Source organism: Streptomyces tremellae (assembly GCF_039540215.1).
Lineage (GTDB): Bacteria > Actinomycetota > Actinomycetes > Streptomycetales > Streptomycetaceae > Streptomyces > Streptomyces tremellae.
In genome coordinates this window covers 1-18,193 of record NZ_BAABEP010000043.1, presented here as the reverse complement: position 1 = coordinate 18,193, position 18,193 = coordinate 1, and the positions used below count along the sequence as shown (strand labels likewise).

Here is an 18,193-nt window from a genome sequence, read left to right as displayed (position 1 = left end):
CTTCTTCTGTGCCAGGATCGACGCACGCAGGTCGTGGTCAAGGCCGCACGGGGAGGCGGAAGAGGCATGAGCGAGCCCAATCCGTATGCGGACAACAACGGGCGAGGGCAGGGCGGTTGGCCCGGCCTCTGGGAGGCGGAGCACCCCTGGGCGCCGCCGGGCGGCCCGGAGCCCACGGCCCTCGCGGGCGGCTCGCCGCTGGTCGCGATCGGCGACATCACCGTGCTCAACACCGGCCAGATCGTGACGCCTTCCGGCACGCTGCCGCTGCGCGGCGCGGTGTGGAGCGCGATGGACCTGTCCCGCACCGAGGAGCGCGTCCCGCCGTACGCGATCGTCCTCGCCGCCGTGTTCTTCGTCTTCTGCTTCCTGGGTCTGCTGTTCCTGCTGGTGAAGGAGAAGACCACCACCGGCTTCGTGCAGGTCACCGTGGTCAGCGCGGGGCGGCACCACTCGACGGTGGTCCCCGTCACCCACCCGGCCGCGGTCCGGCACGTGAAGGGGCAGCTCCGGTACGCGCGCTCGCTCAGCGCCTGAGCCGGCCGCCCGCGGGGGCCTCAGCCGGGCACGCCCGCGCGGCGCGCCGCGGCCAGCCACCCCGAGAAGGCGCACAGCAGCCGGTCGTACAGCTCCGCGTCGGTCGTGCGGCAGACGTCGTCCACCGCGAAGAAGCCGGTGTTGGCCAGGCGGCCGCGGCCCGGCGCACCCAGCGCGGGCAGCACCCCGTAGTCGGCGGCCCTGCCGAGGCCGACGACCTGCCAGAAGACCGGCTCCGCCGCGGCCTCGCGCAGCTGCCGCTCGATCTCCGGGCCCCGCCGCGCGCTTCCGCCTGTGACGAGGACGGCGAGCGTCGGCACGGGTGCGGCCTCCCGCCGCAGCCGCGCCCGCACCTCGGCGACGGCCCGGTGCGTCTCGTTGTGCACGCCGACGCACCGCATGTCGATCTGCCCGGGGCGCAGCCCACGGCGTCGGCGCCGCGGCCGGCCGAGGAACGCGAGCTGGCCCGGCCGCACATGGAGCCGCAGCCACTCCGGCAGCTCGCCGGGCACGCAGTCGGGCAGCCGCGCGGGGCGGGTCGCGAAGGTCCAGGCACGCAGCGGCCGGCCGCCGAGCACGGCGGCGACGGCCGCGACGCGCTCCACCACGTCCGCGACCGCGCCGCGCGCGTACAGCGAGGACATCGGCCGGGAGGCGTCGAGGACGAGCACGACCCTGGCCTCGGCGCCGGTGGCACCGTACGTGCGCAGGCTCAGGGCCGCGCGCTCGGTGCGCGCGGCGAGCCTGTGCCGCAGCGCGGGCGGCAGGCACTCCGCGCCGCTCCCGAGGCACTCCGCGCCGGTCGGCCCGCCCTGCGCGGGCACCCGGGGCCCGGCGTGCGGCCCGGCGTGGGTCCCAGAGTGCGCCCCGGCGGCCGGCAGCGCGCGGAAGGCCCAGCGGCCGGCCGCACGGTAGAGCTCGCCGCCCGCGTGCGGGCCGTCGCCCGGCACCGCGACCGCGGCCAACTCGGCGGCGTCGTCGGCCCGCAGAAGGCGCAGCAGCGCCCCTGGCGCCCAATCGGCGGCCGGTACGCGGAACTGCACGCGCTCGACCGCGGCGGGCAGCGTCCGCAGGTCCACCGCGCCGCCCGGCGGGTCCGGCGCCCGGCCCGCGGCGGTGAGCAGCAGCGCGGGCACGGCCGCGCGGGCCCCGTACGGCGCGGGCCCGCCGCCTGCCGCCGTCAACTCGGCGCAAACCACCGTCGCGGCGAGCGGAACCGGGGCGTCCTGGGCGGGGGAAGCGGAAGCCATGCCGCACAGTGTGCCGCGCCCGGGGCACTCTCCGTAAGCGCGGGGACACGGGTGTACGCGACGGGGCGCGGGGACGGCCGGTTAGGCTCGGGTCGCGTGACGGACGAGAACCACACCGCCGACCGGGGCGGACCCGAGCGCGGCACCGGCAGGTCCGGGCGCAGGGCGCCCAAGAGCGAGCAGACGCGCACGCTGATCCTCGAAACGGCGCTACGCCTCTTCCAGGAGCGCGGGTACGACAGGACGACGATGCGCGCCATCGCCACCGAGGCGGGCGTCTCGGTCGGCAACGCGTACTACTACTTCTCGTCCAAGGAGCATCTCGTCCAGGGCTTCTACGACCGGATCGCGGCGCGGCACAGGGAGGCCGTCGTGCCGGTGCTCGCCCGGGAGACGGGCCTTGAGGAGCGGCTCGGGGGCGTGCTGCGCGCCTGGCTCGACATCGCCGAGCCCTACCACCAGTTCGCCGGCCAGTTCTTCAAGAACGCGGCCGACCCGGACAGCCCGCTCAGCCCCTTCTCGCCCGAGTCCGAGCACGCCCGCGAGGCCGCGATCGCGGTGCACCGGGAGGTCCTCGCGGGCTCCCGCACCCGGGTGCCCGACGACCTCGCGGACGCGCTGCCCGAGCTGATGTGGCTGGCGCAGATGGGGCTCGTGCTGTTCTGGGTCTTCGACCGCTCCCCCGGCACCGAACGCTCCCGCCGGCTCGCGGGCCGCGGCGCGCGGCTGACCGCGCGGGGCATCGCGCTGTCCCGCTTCCGGGTCCTGCGACCGCTCGTGCGCGAAGTCCAGGAGCTGTGCGGGGACTTCCTGCCGGGCATGGCCGGCACGGCCGTCGCCCGCGGCGGACGCGGGGACCGCGGCGGACACGACACGCCCTGAGCGGCCCCGCGGGGCGGGCGCGGGGGGAGCCCGGTCAGATGCGGCCGAGCTCCCACAGCCGCCAGATGCCGGTGCCGTCCGAGAGGTACTGCGAGCCGGTGATGTTCTCCGCGCTCAGCACGTAGTCCTTCTTCTGCCACAGCGGCAGCAGCGGCACGTCGTCCGCGACGGCCTGCTGCGCCGCCTTGAAGTCGTCGGAGGCCTGGCCGCGCTGCGAGTACTTCTGGGTCGCCGTGATCAGGCTGTTCACCTTGGCGTTCGCGTAGTCGTTGTGGAAGGTGTTGTCGCTGCCCACCAGCGGCGCGACGAAGTCGTCGGGGTCCGGGTAGTCCGGCAGCCAGCCGATGGTGTACGCGTCGAAGTCGCCGTCCGCGTACCCCTTCTGGAACGCCGCCCACTCCTTGCTGACGACCTTCACCTTGAACAGGCCCGTGGCCTCCAACTGGCGCTTGATCTCCGCCGACTCGGGCGCCGCGGAACCGCTCGGCGAGTACGCGAGGGTGAACGCGACCGGCGTGTGCACCCCGGCGTCCGCGAGCAGCGACTTCGCCTTCGCCGGGTCCGGCTTCGGGTACGTGTCGAAGAACGCGGTGCTGTGCGAGGTGATGCCCTGCGGGACCAGCGAGTAGAGCGGCTCGACCGTCGAGTCGTACACGTTCGCGGTGATCTTGTTGCGGTCGATCACGCTCGCGACGGCCCTGCGCACCGCGGTGGTCCCCATCGGGGAGCTCTTGCGGACGTTGAAGACCATGTTGCGGATCTCGGCGCTCGCCGCCTCCGTGACGTGCATGTCGTTGGAGCTCGCGTCGACCTTCGCCACCACCGAGGGCGGCATCTGCCGGTGCGTGACGTCGATCTTCTTGTCCCGCCACGCCGTGTTGAGGTCGTCGGGCGTCTTGAAGTAGTCGACATCCACGGGGCCGCCGGTGTCGCCGACTGCGCCGACGTACTTCGGGTTGGGCACGAGCGTCGCGGACACGCCCGGCTTGTACGCCTTGAGCACGTACGGGCCCGAGCCGACCGCGGTCCGTCCGCCGCGCAGCCGGTCCGCCGGGTACTGCCGGCTGTCGACGATGGCGCCCGCGCCGGTCGCGAGCTTGGAGGGGAACGTCGCGTCGGGCGTCTTGAGGTGGAAGGTGACGGTCATGCCGTGCGCCTCGACGGACTTCATCGTGGACAGCAGCGACCAGGGACCCTGCGGGTTCTTGATGTGCACGACGCGGTTGATCGAGAACGCCACGTCGGCGCCGGTCATCTCGTCCCCGTTGGAGAACGCGATGCCCTCGCGGAGCGTGCAGCTGTACGTCAGCAGGCCGGTGCCCTCGAAGCCGCAGCGCCGCGCGGCGTCCCCGGTGGGGACGGTCGAGCTGGGCTTGAAGGTCAGCAGCGACTGGTAGATGTTGTTGAACAGGGCCCAGGAGCCCGCGTCGTAGGCGCCCGCGGGGTCGAGCGAGCTGACGATGTCCGTCGTGCCGACCGTGATCGGCTTCTCTCCGTCGTCACCGGACGGCAGGAGCTGCCACCCGCCCACGCCGATGATCGCGAGTACCACGCAGGTAAGCAGTATTCGGAGACGGATCGACCGCATGTTCGCTGTGCCCCTCGCATTTCACGCCCACCCCGGACCGCGATGGCGTCACCCAATCACACGCACTTCGCAGGGAAAAGTAACGATTGGGTACAACGGGCGGCAGTCGGGTCCTTTGCACGGCCGCGGCCCCGGCCTCCAGCCGAAACGTGACACGTCCGCATCCGTCCGCATCATGCCTTGGACACGCCGACTCCACAACCGTCGCGCCACCACCATCGACCGACCGCGCCCACCCGGCCCCGGGGCGTGACGTCGCGCCCGCCACGGGCCCGCGAACACGGGCCTCCGCGCCCGCGGACCGCGCCCCTCGGCAGCGCGCGACCGGCGCTCACAGCTCCTTCACAACCTCGCCGGGGTGACCCCGTGTCAGTCGCGCGCCGCCGCGGTGGCGTCGGCCCGCAGGGCGCGCAGGCCGCGGAACCCGATGGCGCCGATCGCCGTCCCCAGGAGAAAGGACGCGACGGCGAGGAGAAGGTGGACCCAGAAGTAGGCGGTCGGCCGGCCGTCGTCGAAGGCGAGGCCGCTGCCGTCCTGCCACAGGTTTTTCGCGAAAGTGATCCAGATGAACCAGCTCCAGACACCGAAGGCGAGCAGGAACCAGGACACCGGGCGGCTGAGCTTCATGGCTCCAGTATCACCGCCCGCGCGCCGGGCCCTGGGCCGGGGGCGGGGCGGGTGGTTCTCGTCACCTCGGGCGTCGAAACCCACAGCGGTGCCCTGTACGTTCTCGGTCGTGTCTGCTGTGAAGAAGTCCGCGGTGGCCGCCGTGTGCGCCGCCCTGCTGCCCGTGTTCGCCGCGGCTCCCTCCTGGGCGGCCGCCGGGGACGGCGCCCACGAGGCCGAGCCGCCGAGTCCGCCCGCGCACATGTCCCAGGTCGGCGGGGCGCGCCTCGGGCTGCCCGGGACCCAGGTGACGGCGGGGGCCGGGGTGCCCGCGCTGCCGAAGAAGCTGACGGCGCGGTCGTGGATCGTCTCGGACGCGGAGACGGGGGACGTGCTGGCGGCGCACAACGCGCACTGGCGGCTGCCGCCGGCGTCGACGTTGAAGATGCTGTTCGCGGACACGCTGCTGCCGAAGTTCCCGAGCACCGAGGAGCACCGGGTCGCGCCCGCCGACCTCCAGGGGATGGGTGCGGGCAGCAGTCTCGTGGGGGTCAAGGAGGACGAGACGTACTCGGTGCGCGACCTGTGGCTCGGGGTGTTCCTGCGGTCGGGCAACGACGCGGTGCACGTGCTGTCCGCGATGAACCACGGGGTGGCGGACACGGTGAAGGAGATGCAGGCGCACGCGGACGACCTCCAGGCGCTCGACACGCATGTCGTCACGCCGGACGGCTACGACGAGCCGGGGCAGGTCTCCAGCGCGTACGACCTGAGCCTGTTCGCGCGCTCCGGGCTGCAGAACAAGGACTTCCGGCAGTACTGCTCGACGGTGTCGGCGCAGTTCCCCGGCGCGAAGCCGAAGAAGAAGGGCGCGAAGCGGGGGTCGTTCCAGATCCAGAACACGGACCGCCTGCTCACGGGTGCGGACGGCGTGACGCCGTACCCGGGGCTCGCGGGGGTGAAGAACGGCTACACCACCAACGCGGGCAACACCTACACGGGCGTGGCGGAGAAGAACGGGCGGGTCGTCCTCGTGACGGTGATGAACCCGTCGTCCAAGGAGCTCAACGCGGTCTACAAGGAGGCGTCGTCGCTGCTGGACTGGGGCTTCGCAGCGGACGGCAAGGTGACACCCGTGGGCAGGCTCGTGCCGCCGAGGTCGGCCGGGGACACCCGGCGTGCCGGGGCCTCGGCCGCCCCGTCGCCCGGCGCGGCCTCGGGGCGGCCCGCGCAGGCGGTGGCCTCGCACGACGCGTCGGGGGTGGGGACGACGGCGCTGGCGATCGTCGGCGGGGTGCTGGTCGTCCTCGGCGTCGGGGGCTGGTTCGTCAACCGGCGCTGGCCGCGGCGCCCCGGCGCCTGAGCCGCCCGGCCCCGGGGCGCGCCGCCCCGGACCCGGGGCGCGCCGCCCGGACCCGGGGCCCGCCGCCCGGGGCGGCGGGCGGGCCCCCGGGGGTGGCTGGGCGCGGCTCACCCCGTGGTCGAGCCACCGGCACCGCCCCCCGCGCGGGCGGTGCCGGTGGTCGCGGCGGCCTCCTCCTCGGCCTCGGCGCGCTCGTGCTCCTCGGCCTCGCGCCGGTTGAGCTCGACGCGGCTGGGTTCGTCCTTGCTCGGGGTGGCGGTCCAGGCCGCACACACCAGCAGGAGCTTGGCGGTGAAGTTGATCCAGAGCAGCAGCGCCACGGGGGTGCCGAAAGCCCCGTACATGGATTTGCCCGCGACGCCCTTGATGTAGCCGCCGAGCAGGAGTTTGAGCACCTCGAAGCCGACCGCGCCGATGAGGGCGGCGACGACGAGGCGGCGCCGCTTCGGCCGCACGCGCGGCAGCAGCGTCAGGACGTACAGCAGGAGCAGGAAGTCCGCGAGGACGGCGATGAGCAGGGAGCCGCCCTGGAGGAGGACGCCGGTCGGGCCGTCCTCGGGGATGCCGAGGCGCTCGGCGGTCCAGCCGAGCGCCGTGGAGCCGAGCCCCGAGGCGGCGAGCGAGGCGAGCCCGATCACACCGAGGCCGACGAGGACGAGTCCGTCCTTGGCCTTGAGCACGAGGGGATTGCCCTCGGGCTTGTCGTCGAGCTCCCAGACCGCGCGCAGGCACTCGCGCATGTTGCCGATCCAGCCGATGCCGGTGAACAGCAGCAGCGCGCCGGCGACCAGGCCGACGGTGCCCGCGTTGTCGACGAGCGTGTGGACGTTGAGCTGGTCGGAGATGCCGGGGACCTGGTCGGAGATGCTCCGCTGGACGTGGTCGAGCTGGTCCTTGCTGAGCAGCGCGGCGCCGATCGCCGCGGCGACGGTGATCAGGGGGAACAGGGCGATGAAGCTGAGGAAGGTGATGGCCGCGGCCAGCCGCGACCAGTGCACCCGTTCGAGGGTCTCGTACGAGCGCCAGGCGTGTGTCCGCATCAACCGGGCGGCGAACGGGCCGATGACGGGGAGTTTTTTCAGCCAGTCCATGAAGCAGATCTACCCCCGGATCGCGGAGACATCGGTTGCGTACGCGGCGGCACCGCGCGATCCACCTGTTTATACGAGTACCGCGACTACCGCACGAATATGGGCATTACGGTTGCGAATGGGCTATACCGTCGCCCCTATGGCTGCCCAGACCCCTGACGCATCCCGCGCCGCACACGGCTCACGCGCCGCACTGCCGGACTTCGACTTCGGGTCGCTCACCGGGCGCGGCCGCACCGCGCCGACCACCGCGCTGCTCACCCGCCCCCGCTCGTACGAGGAGACCGCGGCCGCGCTGCGGGCGAGCGCCGCGCCGGACGGGCGGGGCGCGGTGGCGCGCGGCCTCGGGCTCGCGCACGGCGACGCAGCGCGCAACGCGGGCGGCACCGTGCTCGACCTGACCGCGCTGGACCGGGTGCGGGCGGTCGACGCCGAGGAGGGGCTCGTGGTGTGCGACGCGGGGGTGCGGCTGCGGCGGCTCGCACAGGCGCTGCTGCCGTTCGGCTGGTCACTGCCCGTGCTGCCCGCCGTGTCCGCGCCGCCGGGCTCCGGCGGGGCGACCGTGGGCGGCGCGCTCGCCGTGGACCTGCACGGGAGCGACCACGAGGGCGCGGGCTCGTTCTCCCGGCACGTCGTCTCGCTGCTGCTGCTCACCGCCGACGGCACGGTGCGCACGGTCGTGCCGGGCACGCCGCTGTTCGACGCGACGGCGGGCGGCCTCGGCCTGACGGGGGTGATCCTGTCGGTCACCGTACGGCTGAGGCGGGTGTCGACGGCCCTGCTCGCCGTGGACACCGAGCGGGTCTCGGGCCTCGACGACGCGCTCTCCCTGCTGAGCCTGACCGGCCACCGCTACCGCTCGGCCACGGCGTGGCTCGACCTGCTCGCCCGGGGGCCCGCGCACGGGCGCGGGGTGCTGACCCGGGCGCTGCACGTCCCGGTCGACGCGCTGCCGCCGCACGCGAGGGAGCCGTACCGGGCGCGCGCCGGGCTGGTCTCCGGATCCCTGCCGCCCGCGCTCGCCGTGCACGCGGCCCGGTTGCCCGCGCTGCCCGCCGCGCTGGTCCCCGACGGCCTGCTGGGCACCGGCGCGGCGCGCGCCCTGAACGCGCTGCGCTTCCGGGCCGCGCCGCCGCGCAGGAGCCGGCGGCTGTGGCCGCTGACCCGGCCGCTCGCACCGCCGCCGCGGCTGGATCGCGCGTACGGCCGCAGCGGCTTCGTGCGGTACGAGTGCGCGGTCGGCAGCGGCCACGAGGACGCGCTGCACCGGATCGCCCGCGCGGTGGCGCGCCGCGGCCTGCCGGTGGCCGCTGCGGCGCTCCAGCGCCTCGGCGCCGAGGGCAGCGGCCTGCTGTCCTTCCCCCTGCCCGGCTGGGCCCTCGCGCTCGACATCCCCGCGAGCGCGCGGGGCCTCGGCCGGTTCCTCGACGAGCTGGACGAGGAGGTGGCGCGCGCGGGCGGGCGGGTGTGCCTGGCGCACGACGCCAGGCTGCGGCCCGACCTGCTCGCGGAGATGTACCCGCGCGTCGCGGAGTTCAGGGCGGCGCGCGCCGCGCTCGACCCCGCGGGCGTGCTCACCTCCGACCTCGCGCGCCGCCTGGCGCTCTGACCGCCACGACCGGAAAGCCCGCCCTCTTCACGAGTCAGGAGTTCCCCATGAAGGACGCGTTCGGCGCCCCGCAGTCCGTGCTGGTGCTCGGCGGCACCTCGGCGCTCGGCCTGGCGACCGCCCGCAGGCTGATCGCCCGCAGGGCCCGCACGGTGTGGCTCGCGGGCCGCCCCTCCCCGGCGCTCGACGCGGCGGCGGCCGGACTGCGGGCGCTGCGCGGGGGCGCGGGCTCCGGCCCTGAGGTGCGCACGGTCGCCTTCGACGCGCTGGACCCTGCCTCCCACGAGGACGTACTGGGCAAGGTGTTCGCGGAGGGCGACATCGACCTGGTGCTGCTCGCCTTCGGCCTCGCGGGCGACCAGGCGCACGACGAGGCGTCGCCGCCGGACGCGGTGCGGGTCGCGCAGACCAACTACACCGGCGCGGTCTCGGCGGCGCTGGTGTGCGCGGGCGCGCTCCAGACGCAGGGGCACGGCGCGCTCGTGGTGCTCTCGTCGGTGGCGGGCGAGCGGGCGCGCCGCGCGGACTTCATCTACGGGTCGAGCAAGGCGGGTCTCGACACGTTCGCCCAGGGCCTGCGGGAGGCGATGGACGGCACGGGCGTGCACGTCATGACCGTGCGGCCGGCCGCCGTGCGGGCCAGGGCCGGGGCCGAGCCCGGCCCCGGCCCGCTCTCCACCACGCCTGAGGAGGTGGCGACCGCCGTCGAACTGGGGCTGCGGCGCCGCTCCCGCACGGTGTACGTGCCGGGGCGGCTGCGCCTGGTGATGGCGGCGCTGCGGCACCTGCCGGGGCCGCTGTACCGGGCGGCCCAGCCGGAGTGAGCCGCTCCGCGCCCCCGCGCCCGCTCAGGCGGCAGGGTGCGCGAACCGTCCGCCGGGGCCGAACGCCAGCCGGGCGAAGCGCTCGCCGATGCGGCGGTGGGTCTCGGCGTCGGGGTGGAGCCCGTCGGGCAGCGGCAGTTCCGCGTGGTCGGCCTCGCCGTAGAGTTCGCGGCCGTCGAGGTACCCGAGGTACGGGTCGTCGGCGGCACGCTCCCGTACGACGCGGGCCAGTTCCTCGCGGATCGTGGTGAGCGTCAGCTTGCCGGTGGCGCGCTCCGCGGGGTCGCCGCCCGCGCGGAACCGCAGGCGGCCGGAGGCGAGGCCGGTGAAGTCCGGGACGCTCGGGCCCGGGGTGTCCTCGTGGATCGGGCAGTACAGCGCGGAGACGACAAGCAGCGGTGTGGCGGGACGGCCCTCGCGGACGGTGTCGAGGAAGCCGTGCACGGCGGGCCCGAGGGCGCGCAGCCGCATCAGGTCGGCGTTGACGAGGTTGATGCCGAACTTCACGCTGATCAGGTCGGCCGGGGTGTCCCGCAGGGCCCGCGCGGTGAAGGGGTCGAGCAGGGCGCCCCCGCCGAAGCCCAGGTTGACCAGGTCGGCGCCGCCGAGGCGCGCGGCGAGCGCGGGCCAGGTGCTCGCGGGGCCCGCCGCGTCGGAGCCGTGGCTGATGGAGCTGCCGTGGTGCAGCCAGACCGGCCGGCCGTCCTGCGGCACGGGGCGTACGGGCGCGTCGGTGCGCAGGGCGACGAGTTCGGTCGTCTCGTTGTGCGGGAGCCAGATCTCGATGTCCTTCTCCCGGGCGGGCAGGCCTTCGAAGCGCACGGTGCCGGCCGGCCCCTGGGTGGTGTGCCTGGCGCCCGTGGCGAGGTCGATCAGCAGGACGTTGCCGCCGGTCACGCTCGCCCGCGCGGTGGGCTCGCCGTCGACGAGCAGCTCGTAGACACCGTCGGGGCGCGGTGGCACGCCCTCGTAGGCGACCTTGGTGCGCAGCGCGTCGAGTTCGACGGCGGTGGCGCGGGTGCGCAGGGCGAGCCGTACGCCGGAGGGCTGGGACTCGGCCATGGCGAGCTGCCCGTCGGTGTTCTGGGCGCGCGCCCGTGCGGGCAGGCGGTGCGGCAGCAGGCCGTGCTCCGTCTGTTCGAGGTCGAGCGCGCCGCGCAGCAGGGCCGCGGTGACCGGGGTGGCGGTCCGGTCGCCGTCCGGGCCGGCGGCAGGGGTGCGCGGTGGGGTGTGCGGTTGGTCCATGGGCGCAGCCTGCCAAGCCTGCGCCGCGTCCGCACACCCGTTTGCCGCGGGGCGGCGCCGGGTCAGCGCCGTACGGGCGCCCGGTGGTGGGGGGCGCCGCCCTGGGTCGGCACGCCGTGGGTCTCGCTGCCGCCGAAGGCGTACTCGCGCAGCTTGCGCCACACCTCGTCCTCGCCCTGCTCGTAGAGCGCGAAGGACGTGCAGGCCCAGGACGCCTCGAAGTCCGCGAGCTCCTCGTAGGCCCGGTCCATCGCCTCCTCGGCGATGCCGTGGGCGACGGTGACGTGCGGGTGGTAGGGGAACTGGAGCTCGCGCACGAGGGGGCCCGAGGTGTCCCGTACCCGCTTCTGGAGCCATGTGCAGGCGGCGCCGCCCTCGACGACCTGTACGTAGACGACCGGCGAGAGGGGCCGGAAGGTGCCGGTGCCCGACAGCCGCATCGGGAAGGCGCGGGCGGCGCTCGCGACGGCGGCGAGGTGCGCCTCCACCACGGGCAGCGCCTCGGCGTCTGCCCGGGTGGGCGGCAGGAGGGTGACGTGGGTGGGGATGCCGTGTGCGGCCGGATCCCCGAAGCTCGCGCGCTGCCGCTGGAGCAGGCTGCCGTACGGCTCCGGGACCGCGATCGAAACGCCGAGCGTTACGGTCCCCACATCGATCTCCTCACTTTCGACTTTTCGTCCGGACTTGTCGGCCGACGTCCCGGACGCACGCCAGTGTGGCCCCGGCACGGGGTCCCTGACCAGTGTCCGTGATCGCCGGCCGTTTCCGCGCACGGCGGGCGCGGGCCGGGCCGGCGCCCGGCCGCGCTGCGCCCGTGCGGCGCAGTCCCGGCGGGGCCCCTGCGGCCAAGTGGCCCAGGCCCCCGCCGGAGGCCGCTCAGTGCTTGGCGGGGAGGAAGCCGATGCGGTCGTAGGCGGCCGCCAGGGTCTCGGCGGCGACGGCACGGGCCTTCTCCGCGCCCGCCGCGAGCACCGAGTCCAGGGTCTCCGGGTCCTCCAGATAGGCCTGTGTGCGCTCCTTGAAGGGTGTGACGAAGTCGACCATCACGTCGGCCAGGTCGGTCTTGAGCGCCCCGTAGCCCTTGCCCGCGTAGCGGTTCTCCAGGTCGGCGACCGGGGTGCCGGTCAGGGTGGCGAAGATGGTCAGGAGATTGCTCACACCCGGCTTGCCCGCGGGGTCGAAGACGATCTCAGAGCCGGTGTCGGTGACGGCGCTGCGCACCTTCTTCGCGGTGACCTTCGGCTCGTCGAGCAGGTTGACCAGGCCCTTGGGCGTGGACGCCGACTTGCTCATCTTGACGGTCGGGTCCTGGAGGTCGTAGATCTTCGCGGTCTCCTTGACGATGTGCGGCGAGGGGACCGTGAAGGTGTGCCCGAAGCGGCCGTTGAACCGCTCGGCGAGGTCGCGGGTCAGCTCGATGTGCTGCCGCTGGTCCTCGCCGACGGGCACCGCGTCCGCCTGGTACAGCAGGATGTCGGCGACCTGGAGGACCGGGTACGTGAAGAGGCCGACGGTGGTGCGGTCGGCGCCCTGCTTGGCCGACTTGTCCTTGAACTGCGTCATCCGGGACGCCTCGCCGAAGCCCGTGATGCAGTTCATCACCCAGCCGAGCTGCGCGTGCTCGGGGACGTGGCTCTGCACGAACAGCGTGCAGCGCTGCGGGTCGAGCCCGGCGGCGAGCAGCTGGGCGACCGCGAGGCGGGTGTTGGCCCGCAGGTCGGCGGGGTCCTGCGGGACCGTGATGGCGTGCAGGTCGACGACCATGTAGAAGGCGTCGTGGGTCTCCTGGAGGGCGACGTACTGGCGGACTGCGCCGAGGTAGTTGCCGAGGTGGAAGGAGCCCGCCGTGGGCTGGATGCCGGAGAGGGCTCGGGGACGGTCTGAAGGCATGCCGCCATTGTCTCAGGTGCGTCTCACGGGCCGTGCCGTACGGCCCGTGAGACGCGCTGCGCCCGGGGCGCCGCCGGGTCGTCAGCCGAGGGGCAGGCCGGGCGCCGGGTGGGCCGCCATCAGCTCGGCGACCTCGGCGCGCAGCGCGGCGAGCGCGGCCTCGTCGCCCGTGCGGGCCGCGGCGACGCCCCGGTCGAGCCAGTCGGCCACGGTCGGCATGTGCGCGGTGGTCAGGCCCCTGCTGGTCAGCGAGGGTGTGCCGATCCTGATGCCGGAGGGGTCGAAGGGCTTGCGGGGGTCGTAGGGGACGGCGTTGTAGTTGACGACGAGCCCCGCCCTGTCGAGCGCCTTCGCCGCCGCCTTCCCCGGCACGCCCTTCGGGGTGAGGTCCATCAGGATCAGGTGGTTGTCGGTGCCGCCCGAGACGAGGTCGAAGCCGCGGGCGAGCAGCTCGTCGGCGAGGGCGCGCGCGTTGGCGACGACCTCGTGCGCGTACGTGCGGAACGACGGTTGTGACGCCTCCCGCAGCGCCACGGCGACGGCGGCGGTGGTCTGGTTGTGCGGGCCGCCCTGGAGGCCGGGGAAGACCGCCTTGTCGAGGGCCCTGGCGTGCTCGGCGCGCGCCATCAGCATCGCGCCGCGCGGGCCGCGGAGCGTCTTGTGCGTGGTGGTGGAGACGACGTCGGCGTGGGGTACGGGCGAGGGGTGGGCGCCGCCCGCGACCAGGCCCGCGATATGGGCGATGTCGGCGACGAGGACCGCGCCGACCTCCCGGGCGATCTCGCCGAACGCGGCGAAGTCGATGGTGCGGGGCACGGCCGTGCCACCGCAGAAGATCACCTTGGGGCGCTCCTCGCGCGCCAGGTCGCGCACCTCGTCGAGGTCGAGGCGGCCGGTGTCGTGCCGTACGCCGTACTGCACGCCCCGGAACCAGCGGCCGGTGGCGGAGACGCCCCAGCCGTGCGTGAGGTGCCCGCCCATCGGCAGCGCCATGCCCATGACGGTGTCGCCGGGCTCGGCGAAGGCGAGGTAGACGGCGAGGTTCGCCGGCGAGCCCGAGTACGGCTGCACATTGGCGTGCTCGACGCCGAACAACGCCTTGGCGCGGTCCACGGCGAGCGTCTCGACCTGGTCGATGACCTGCTGGCCCTCGTAGTAGCGGCGGCCGGGGTAGCCCTCGCTGTACTTGTTCTGCAGGACGGTGCCCGAGGCGTCGAGCACGGCCTGCGACACGTAGTTCTCGCTGGGGATCAGGCGGAGCGTCTCGGCCTGGAGGCGCTCCTCCGCGGTGACGAGCGCGGCGATCTCGGGGTCGGCCGCGGTGAGCGCGGGGCGGCGCTTTGATGTCGGGGCGGCGGGTGCGGGTGCTGTCCTGGCCATGGCGGTGTCCTCCGGGACGGTCCGTGTCAGCGGTCGGGTCCCGGTGCCCAGGCGGGGCGACACCTCGGTGCGGACGTGCGCGTCCGCACGGCTGCTTCCCGCAGGGCTCCCCCGCGGTCGTTTCCGCGTACGCCAGTCACCCTGCGCGACCCACCCTAGCGGGGCGGGGCGCCGGAGCGGATCGCCGTCGGCGCGGAGGATGGATTTTCCGGCCGGGAGGGCAGGAACACGGTAGAAACCGGCGCAGGAGCGCTGCCGCACCGAACGATCGGAGGAGCCTGTGCCCACTGTCCCCGTCCGCACGGAAGCGGCCGTCGCCTCGGCCGAGGCGCACGGCGCGCACAACTACCACCCGCTGCCCGTGGTCGTGGCGTCCGCGGAGGGCGCGTGGATGACGGATGTCGAGGGGCGCCGCTACCTCGATCTGCTCGCCGGGTACTCGGCGCTCAACTTCGGCCACCGCAACCGCCGGCTGATCGACGCGGCCAAGGCCCAGCTCGACCGGGTCACGCTGACCTCGCGCGCCTTCCACCACGACAGGTTCGCCGCGTTCTGCGAGCAGCTCGCCGCACTGTGCGGCATGGAGATGGTGCTGCCGATGAACACGGGCGCGGAGGCCGTCGAGACGGCGGTGAAGACGGCGCGCAAGTGGGGCTACCGGGTCAAGGGCGTGCCGGAGGGCGAGGCGCGCGTCGTCGTCGCGGCGGGCAACTTCCACGGCAGGACGACGACGATCGTCAGCTTCTCCACGGACGAGGAGGCACGCGCCGACTTCGGCCCGTACACGCCGGGCTTCGACGTCGTGCCGTACGGGGACGCGGCGGCTCTCGAAGCGGCGGTGGGCGAGCACACGGTGGCGGTGCTGCTCGAACCGATCCAGGGCGAGGCGGGCGTCCTGGTGCCGCCGCCCGGCTATCTGGCGGCGGCCCGCGAGGTGACGCGGGAGCGGAACGTGCTGTTCGTGGCGGACGAGATCCAGTCGGGGCTCGGCCGCACGGGCCGCACGTTCGCCTGCGAGCACGAGGGCGTCGTCCCGGACATGTACGTACTGGGCAAGGCGCTCGGCGGCGGCGTGGTCCCGGTGTCGGCTGTGGTCTCCTCCGCCGAGGTCCTCGGCGTGTACCGGCCGGGCGAGCACGGCTCGACGTTCGGCGGGAACCCGCTGGCGTGCGCGGTCGCCCTTGAGGTCCTCGCGATGCTGCGCACGGGCGAGTTCCAGGGGTACGCGGCCGAGCTCGGCGCGCACCTCCACCGCGAGCTCGGCGCCCTGGCGGGCGGCGGCGCGGTGCGCGCGGTGCGCGGGCGCGGCCTGTGGGCGGGCGTCGACATCGACCCGGCCCTCGGCACCGGACGGGAGATCTCGGAGCGCCTGATGGAGCGCGGCGTCCTGGTGAAGGACACCCACGGCTCGACGATCCGCCTCGCCCCGCCCCTGGTCATCTCGAAAGAGGACCTGGACTGGGGGCTCGGCCGGCTGCGCGAGGTGCTCGCGGGCTGAGGGCGCCTGGCGTGGCCCCCATGCGCCGCGGGGCGGCGGGGCGAGGCGGGCCCCTGGCTGTCCGCGCGCCGCACGGTGGTCGCCTACTCCACCTGTCCCGCGGCGGCGTCGTGCGGCGACGCGGGAGCCGCGCAGGGCGGCGCATCGGGGGCACCCGGCGGCGGGGCGGCCTCGTACGGCGGCGCGGTGGAGGCCGTCGCGGACCCGGCGGGGGCGGCCGGGGGCGTGGCGGTCGCGGCCGGGTACGGGACAGGTTCCGTCGGGGGCCGGTAGTGCCAGAAGGGGCGGACGGCGACGGCGGCTGCGGCGACCAGGACGGCGCACAGCAGGGCGCTGCCCGACCAGGCGACGCCGAGCGAGGTGGTGGCCGCCATGCCTCCGGCGCGCAGGTCGCCGAGGCGCGGGCCGCCGGCCACGACCACCGTGTAGACGCCCTGCATGCGCCCGCGCATGCCGTCGGACGCGTAGGTCTGGAGGATGGTCTGCCGGTAGACGGCGCTGACCAGGTCGGCGGCCCCGGCGAGCGCCAGCAGGAGTACCGCGAGCCAGAGGGACCCGGCGAGGCCCGCGAGCGCGATCGCGACGGCCCACGCGACCACCGCGCAGGCGAGCACGGCGCCCTGGCGGCGCACCCGCCCGATCCAGCCGCTGCACAGCGCGGACGCCTGCGGGCCTCTGGCACGAGCACCGCGTCTATGGGCACAGCCGCGTGCACACCATGGGGTTCCCGCCGGGGGACGCGCCCCTGCCGGTCGAAGCGCCGACCGTCGTGGCCGTCGACGGGCTGCTCCGCGAGCTGCTCCTGGTCTGCACGGAGCCCGACCTGCCGGCGGGCGAGGCCCGCCGGCTGCGCGCCGTGGTCGAGGACCGGCTGCGCCGCGCACGCGTACGGCCGCTGACGCTGCCCGCGGCGCAGGACCCGCGGCTCGCCGAGGCGTGCCGGCTCGTCACCGAGGACCTGAGCCGCCCGCGGACCGCGGCCTGGCTCGCGCGGCGGGTCGGGGCGGGCGAGCGGCCCCTCGCGCGCCTCTTCCGCACCGAGTTCGGCACGACGTACCCGCAGTGGCGCACCCGGGTACGGGTCTTCCACGCCATGCTGCGGCTGGCCGACGGCACCACCGTCACGCAGGCGGGGCGCGCCTGCGGCTGGGCGACGACCAGCGCGTTCGTCGACACGTTCGGCCGCACGATGGGGCAGACGCCGGGCGCCTACCGCGCCGCGGCTTCGGCCGCCGAGCCGGAGGGCACCGGGAGCGGCTGACGGGGCTGCCCGCCGATCTTCCCGGGGGCGCGGCCTCAGGGCAGGACGCGGCAGAGGGCGTCGAGTGCGGGCTGCCACGCGCTGTCCGGCGGGGTGGCGTAGCCGACGACCAGTGCGTCGCGGTCGCGGATCCCGGGCCGGTCGCGGGCCTCCTCGTGGACGAACGTGCGCAGGCCTGCCACGGCGAGGCCCTGCGCCGCGGCGGCCGAGACCACCGACTCCTCGGTGCCGTACGGCAGTTCGAGCACGGCGTGCAGCCCGGCCGCGATGCCGGTGACCCGGACGGCCGGGGCGCGCTCCGCGACCGCGGCGACGAGCTGGTCGCGGCGGCGCAGGTAGCGCAGCCGCATCGCGCGCACATGCCGGTCGTACCCCCCGGACGTGAGGAACTCGGCGAGCGTGAGCTGGTCGAGCGCGCCGGGCGCCCAGTCGGTGTGGCCCTTCGCGGCCACCGTGTCCGCGACCACGGCGCGCGGCAGCACGAGCCAGCCGACGCGCAGCCCGGGCGCGAGGGACTTGCTCGCGGTGCCGCAGTACACGACCCGTTCGGGGTCGAGGCTCTGGAGGGCGCCGACCGGCCGGCGGTCGTAGCGGAACTCGCCGTCGTAGTCGTCCTCGACGACGAGTCCGCCGGTGGCGCGCGCCCAGTCGACCGCGGCGGCGCGCCGCTCGGGCGGCAGCGCCGTGCCGGTGGGGAACTGGTGCGCGGGCGTGAGGAGGACCGCGTCGGCGGCGCCGAGCGCGTCGGTGCGGGTGCCGCGCGCGTCGGCGGGCAGCGCTGGCGCCCGCAGACCCGCGCCGGTCAGCAGCGCGCGGTACTGCGGCACCCCGAACGGCTCGACGGCGACCGTACCGGCTCCCCGCGCGCCCAGTACGGCCCCGAGCAGCCGCAGCCCGTGGACGAAGCCCGCGCACACCACGATCCGCTCGGGGTCGGCGCGCACGCCACGGGCGCGCGCCAGATAGCCGGCGAGCGCGGCGCGCAGCTCGGGCCGGCCACGCGGGTCGCCGTAGCCGAACGCCTCGTACGGCGCGTTCGTCAGAGCGCGCCGGGCGGCGGCCAGCCACCGGGCGCGGGGGAAGTGGGCCAGGGTGGGGCTGCCGGGCAGCAGGTCGAAGCGGGCGCCCGCGCCGCGCGACGGACCGGGCGGCGCGGGCGCGGCGGGGCC

17 protein-coding genes are annotated in these 18,193 nt (G+C 75.0%); 7 read left to right on the top strand and 10 right to left on the bottom strand.

The window, feature by feature from the left end:
- Nucleotides 1-66: 66 nt before the first annotated feature.
- On the top strand, nucleotides 67-537 hold the full coding sequence (locus ABEA77_RS24400; RefSeq protein ID WP_345651528.1) for a hypothetical protein: 471 nt from the start codon (nucleotides 67-69) through the stop codon (nucleotides 535-537).
- A gap of 20 nt (nucleotides 538-557) precedes the next feature.
- Here ABEA77_RS24400 and ABEA77_RS24395 read toward each other — a convergent pair whose 3' ends face one another.
- Nucleotides 558-1,787: a VWA domain-containing protein gene (locus tag ABEA77_RS24395; RefSeq protein ID WP_345651525.1), complete on the bottom strand. Its 1,230-nt coding sequence runs from the start codon at nucleotides 1,785-1,787 to the stop codon at nucleotides 558-560.
- 96 nt (nucleotides 1,788-1,883) lie between these two features.
- Between ABEA77_RS24395 and ABEA77_RS24390 the strand changes: the two genes are divergently transcribed.
- Nucleotides 1,884-2,669, top strand: coding sequence for a TetR/AcrR family transcriptional regulator (locus ABEA77_RS24390; RefSeq protein WP_425588380.1), 786 nt, complete (start codon nucleotides 1,884-1,886; stop codon nucleotides 2,667-2,669).
- Between the two features lie 34 nt (nucleotides 2,670-2,703).
- On the opposite strand, the gene ABEA77_RS24385 is transcribed toward ABEA77_RS24390, so the two are convergent.
- Together ABEA77_RS24385 and ABEA77_RS24380 are read right to left on the bottom strand one after the other, a co-directional pair.
- On the bottom strand, nucleotides 2,704-4,257 hold the full coding sequence (locus ABEA77_RS24385) for an ABC transporter substrate-binding protein (RefSeq protein ID WP_345651523.1): 1,554 nt from the start codon (nucleotides 4,255-4,257) through the stop codon (nucleotides 2,704-2,706).
- A 369-nt stretch (nucleotides 4,258-4,626) separates the two neighbouring features.
- On the bottom strand, nucleotides 4,627-4,884 hold the full coding sequence (locus ABEA77_RS24380) for an SCO4848 family membrane protein (protein WP_345651521.1): 258 nt from the start codon (nucleotides 4,882-4,884) through the stop codon (nucleotides 4,627-4,629).
- Between the two features lie 109 nt (nucleotides 4,885-4,993).
- Between ABEA77_RS24380 and ABEA77_RS24375 the strand changes: the two genes are divergently transcribed.
- Entirely contained in the window at nucleotides 4,994-6,226 is a 1,233-nt protein-coding gene (locus ABEA77_RS24375) for a D-alanyl-D-alanine carboxypeptidase family protein (protein ID WP_345651520.1), read from the top strand.
- Between the two features lie 107 nt (nucleotides 6,227-6,333).
- On the opposite strand, the gene ABEA77_RS24370 is transcribed toward ABEA77_RS24375, so the two are convergent.
- On the bottom strand, nucleotides 6,334-7,317 hold the full coding sequence (locus tag ABEA77_RS24370) for a YihY/virulence factor BrkB family protein (RefSeq protein WP_345651518.1): 984 nt from the start codon (nucleotides 7,315-7,317) through the stop codon (nucleotides 6,334-6,336).
- A gap of 139 nt (nucleotides 7,318-7,456) precedes the next feature.
- On the opposite strand from ABEA77_RS24370, the gene ABEA77_RS24365 reads away from it, so the two are divergent.
- Together ABEA77_RS24365 and dprE2 are read left to right on the top strand one after the other, a co-directional pair.
- Nucleotides 7,457-8,926: an FAD-binding oxidoreductase gene (locus tag ABEA77_RS24365; RefSeq protein WP_345651516.1), complete on the top strand. Its 1,470-nt coding sequence runs from the start codon at nucleotides 7,457-7,459 to the stop codon at nucleotides 8,924-8,926.
- Nucleotides 8,927-8,973: 47 nt separating this feature from the next.
- The gene (gene dprE2, locus ABEA77_RS24360; RefSeq protein ID WP_345651513.1) at nucleotides 8,974-9,750 is read left to right on the top strand and encodes a decaprenylphospho-beta-D-erythro-pentofuranosid-2-ulose 2-reductase; all 777 of its coding nucleotides are present in this window, start codon (nucleotides 8,974-8,976) and stop codon (nucleotides 9,748-9,750) included.
- A 24-nt stretch (nucleotides 9,751-9,774) separates the two neighbouring features.
- On the opposite strand, the gene ABEA77_RS24355 is transcribed toward dprE2, so the two are convergent.
- The 4 genes from ABEA77_RS24355 to ABEA77_RS24340 all read right to left on the bottom strand — a co-directional run bounded on the left by ABEA77_RS24355 (nucleotide 9,775) and on the right by ABEA77_RS24340 (nucleotide 14,265).
- Nucleotides 9,775-10,995, bottom strand: a complete 1,221-nt coding sequence (locus tag ABEA77_RS24355; RefSeq protein WP_345651510.1) for a GDSL-type esterase/lipase family protein — start codon at nucleotides 10,993-10,995, stop codon at nucleotides 9,775-9,777.
- A 62-nt stretch (nucleotides 10,996-11,057) separates the two neighbouring features.
- Entirely contained in the window at nucleotides 11,058-11,645 is a 588-nt protein-coding gene (locus ABEA77_RS24350; RefSeq protein WP_345651507.1) for a 2'-5' RNA ligase family protein, read from the bottom strand.
- A 226-nt stretch (nucleotides 11,646-11,871) separates the two neighbouring features.
- On the bottom strand, nucleotides 11,872-12,885 hold the full coding sequence (gene trpS / locus ABEA77_RS24345; protein ID WP_345651504.1) for a tryptophan--tRNA ligase: 1,014 nt from the start codon (nucleotides 12,883-12,885) through the stop codon (nucleotides 11,872-11,874).
- A gap of 81 nt (nucleotides 12,886-12,966) precedes the next feature.
- A complete protein-coding gene (locus tag ABEA77_RS24340; protein WP_345651501.1) occupies nucleotides 12,967-14,265 on the bottom strand; it encodes a serine hydroxymethyltransferase in 1,299 nt (432 codons plus the stop codon).
- A 280-nt stretch (nucleotides 14,266-14,545) separates the two neighbouring features.
- Here ABEA77_RS24340 and rocD point away from each other — a divergent pair, with 280 nt between their 5' ends.
- The gene (gene rocD / locus ABEA77_RS24335; RefSeq protein ID WP_345651498.1) at nucleotides 14,546-15,763 is read left to right on the top strand and encodes an ornithine--oxo-acid transaminase; all 1,218 of its coding nucleotides are present in this window, start codon (nucleotides 14,546-14,548) and stop codon (nucleotides 15,761-15,763) included.
- 83 nt (nucleotides 15,764-15,846) lie between these two features.
- Here the strand turns inward: rocD and ABEA77_RS24330 are convergent, their stop codons facing one another.
- A complete protein-coding gene (locus tag ABEA77_RS24330) occupies nucleotides 15,847-16,395 on the bottom strand; it encodes an MFS transporter (RefSeq protein ID WP_345651495.1) in 549 nt (182 codons plus the stop codon).
- Between the two features lie 86 nt (nucleotides 16,396-16,481).
- Here ABEA77_RS24330 and ABEA77_RS24325 point away from each other — a divergent pair, with 86 nt between their 5' ends.
- Nucleotides 16,482-17,024, top strand: a complete 543-nt coding sequence (locus ABEA77_RS24325) for a helix-turn-helix transcriptional regulator (protein ID WP_345651492.1) — start codon at nucleotides 16,482-16,484, stop codon at nucleotides 17,022-17,024.
- Between the two features lie 35 nt (nucleotides 17,025-17,059).
- Here the strand turns inward: ABEA77_RS24325 and ABEA77_RS24320 are convergent.
- Nucleotides 17,060-18,193 (bottom strand): aminotransferase-like domain-containing protein (locus ABEA77_RS24320; protein WP_345651490.1); only part of this gene is annotated, 1,134 nt, incomplete at its 5' end.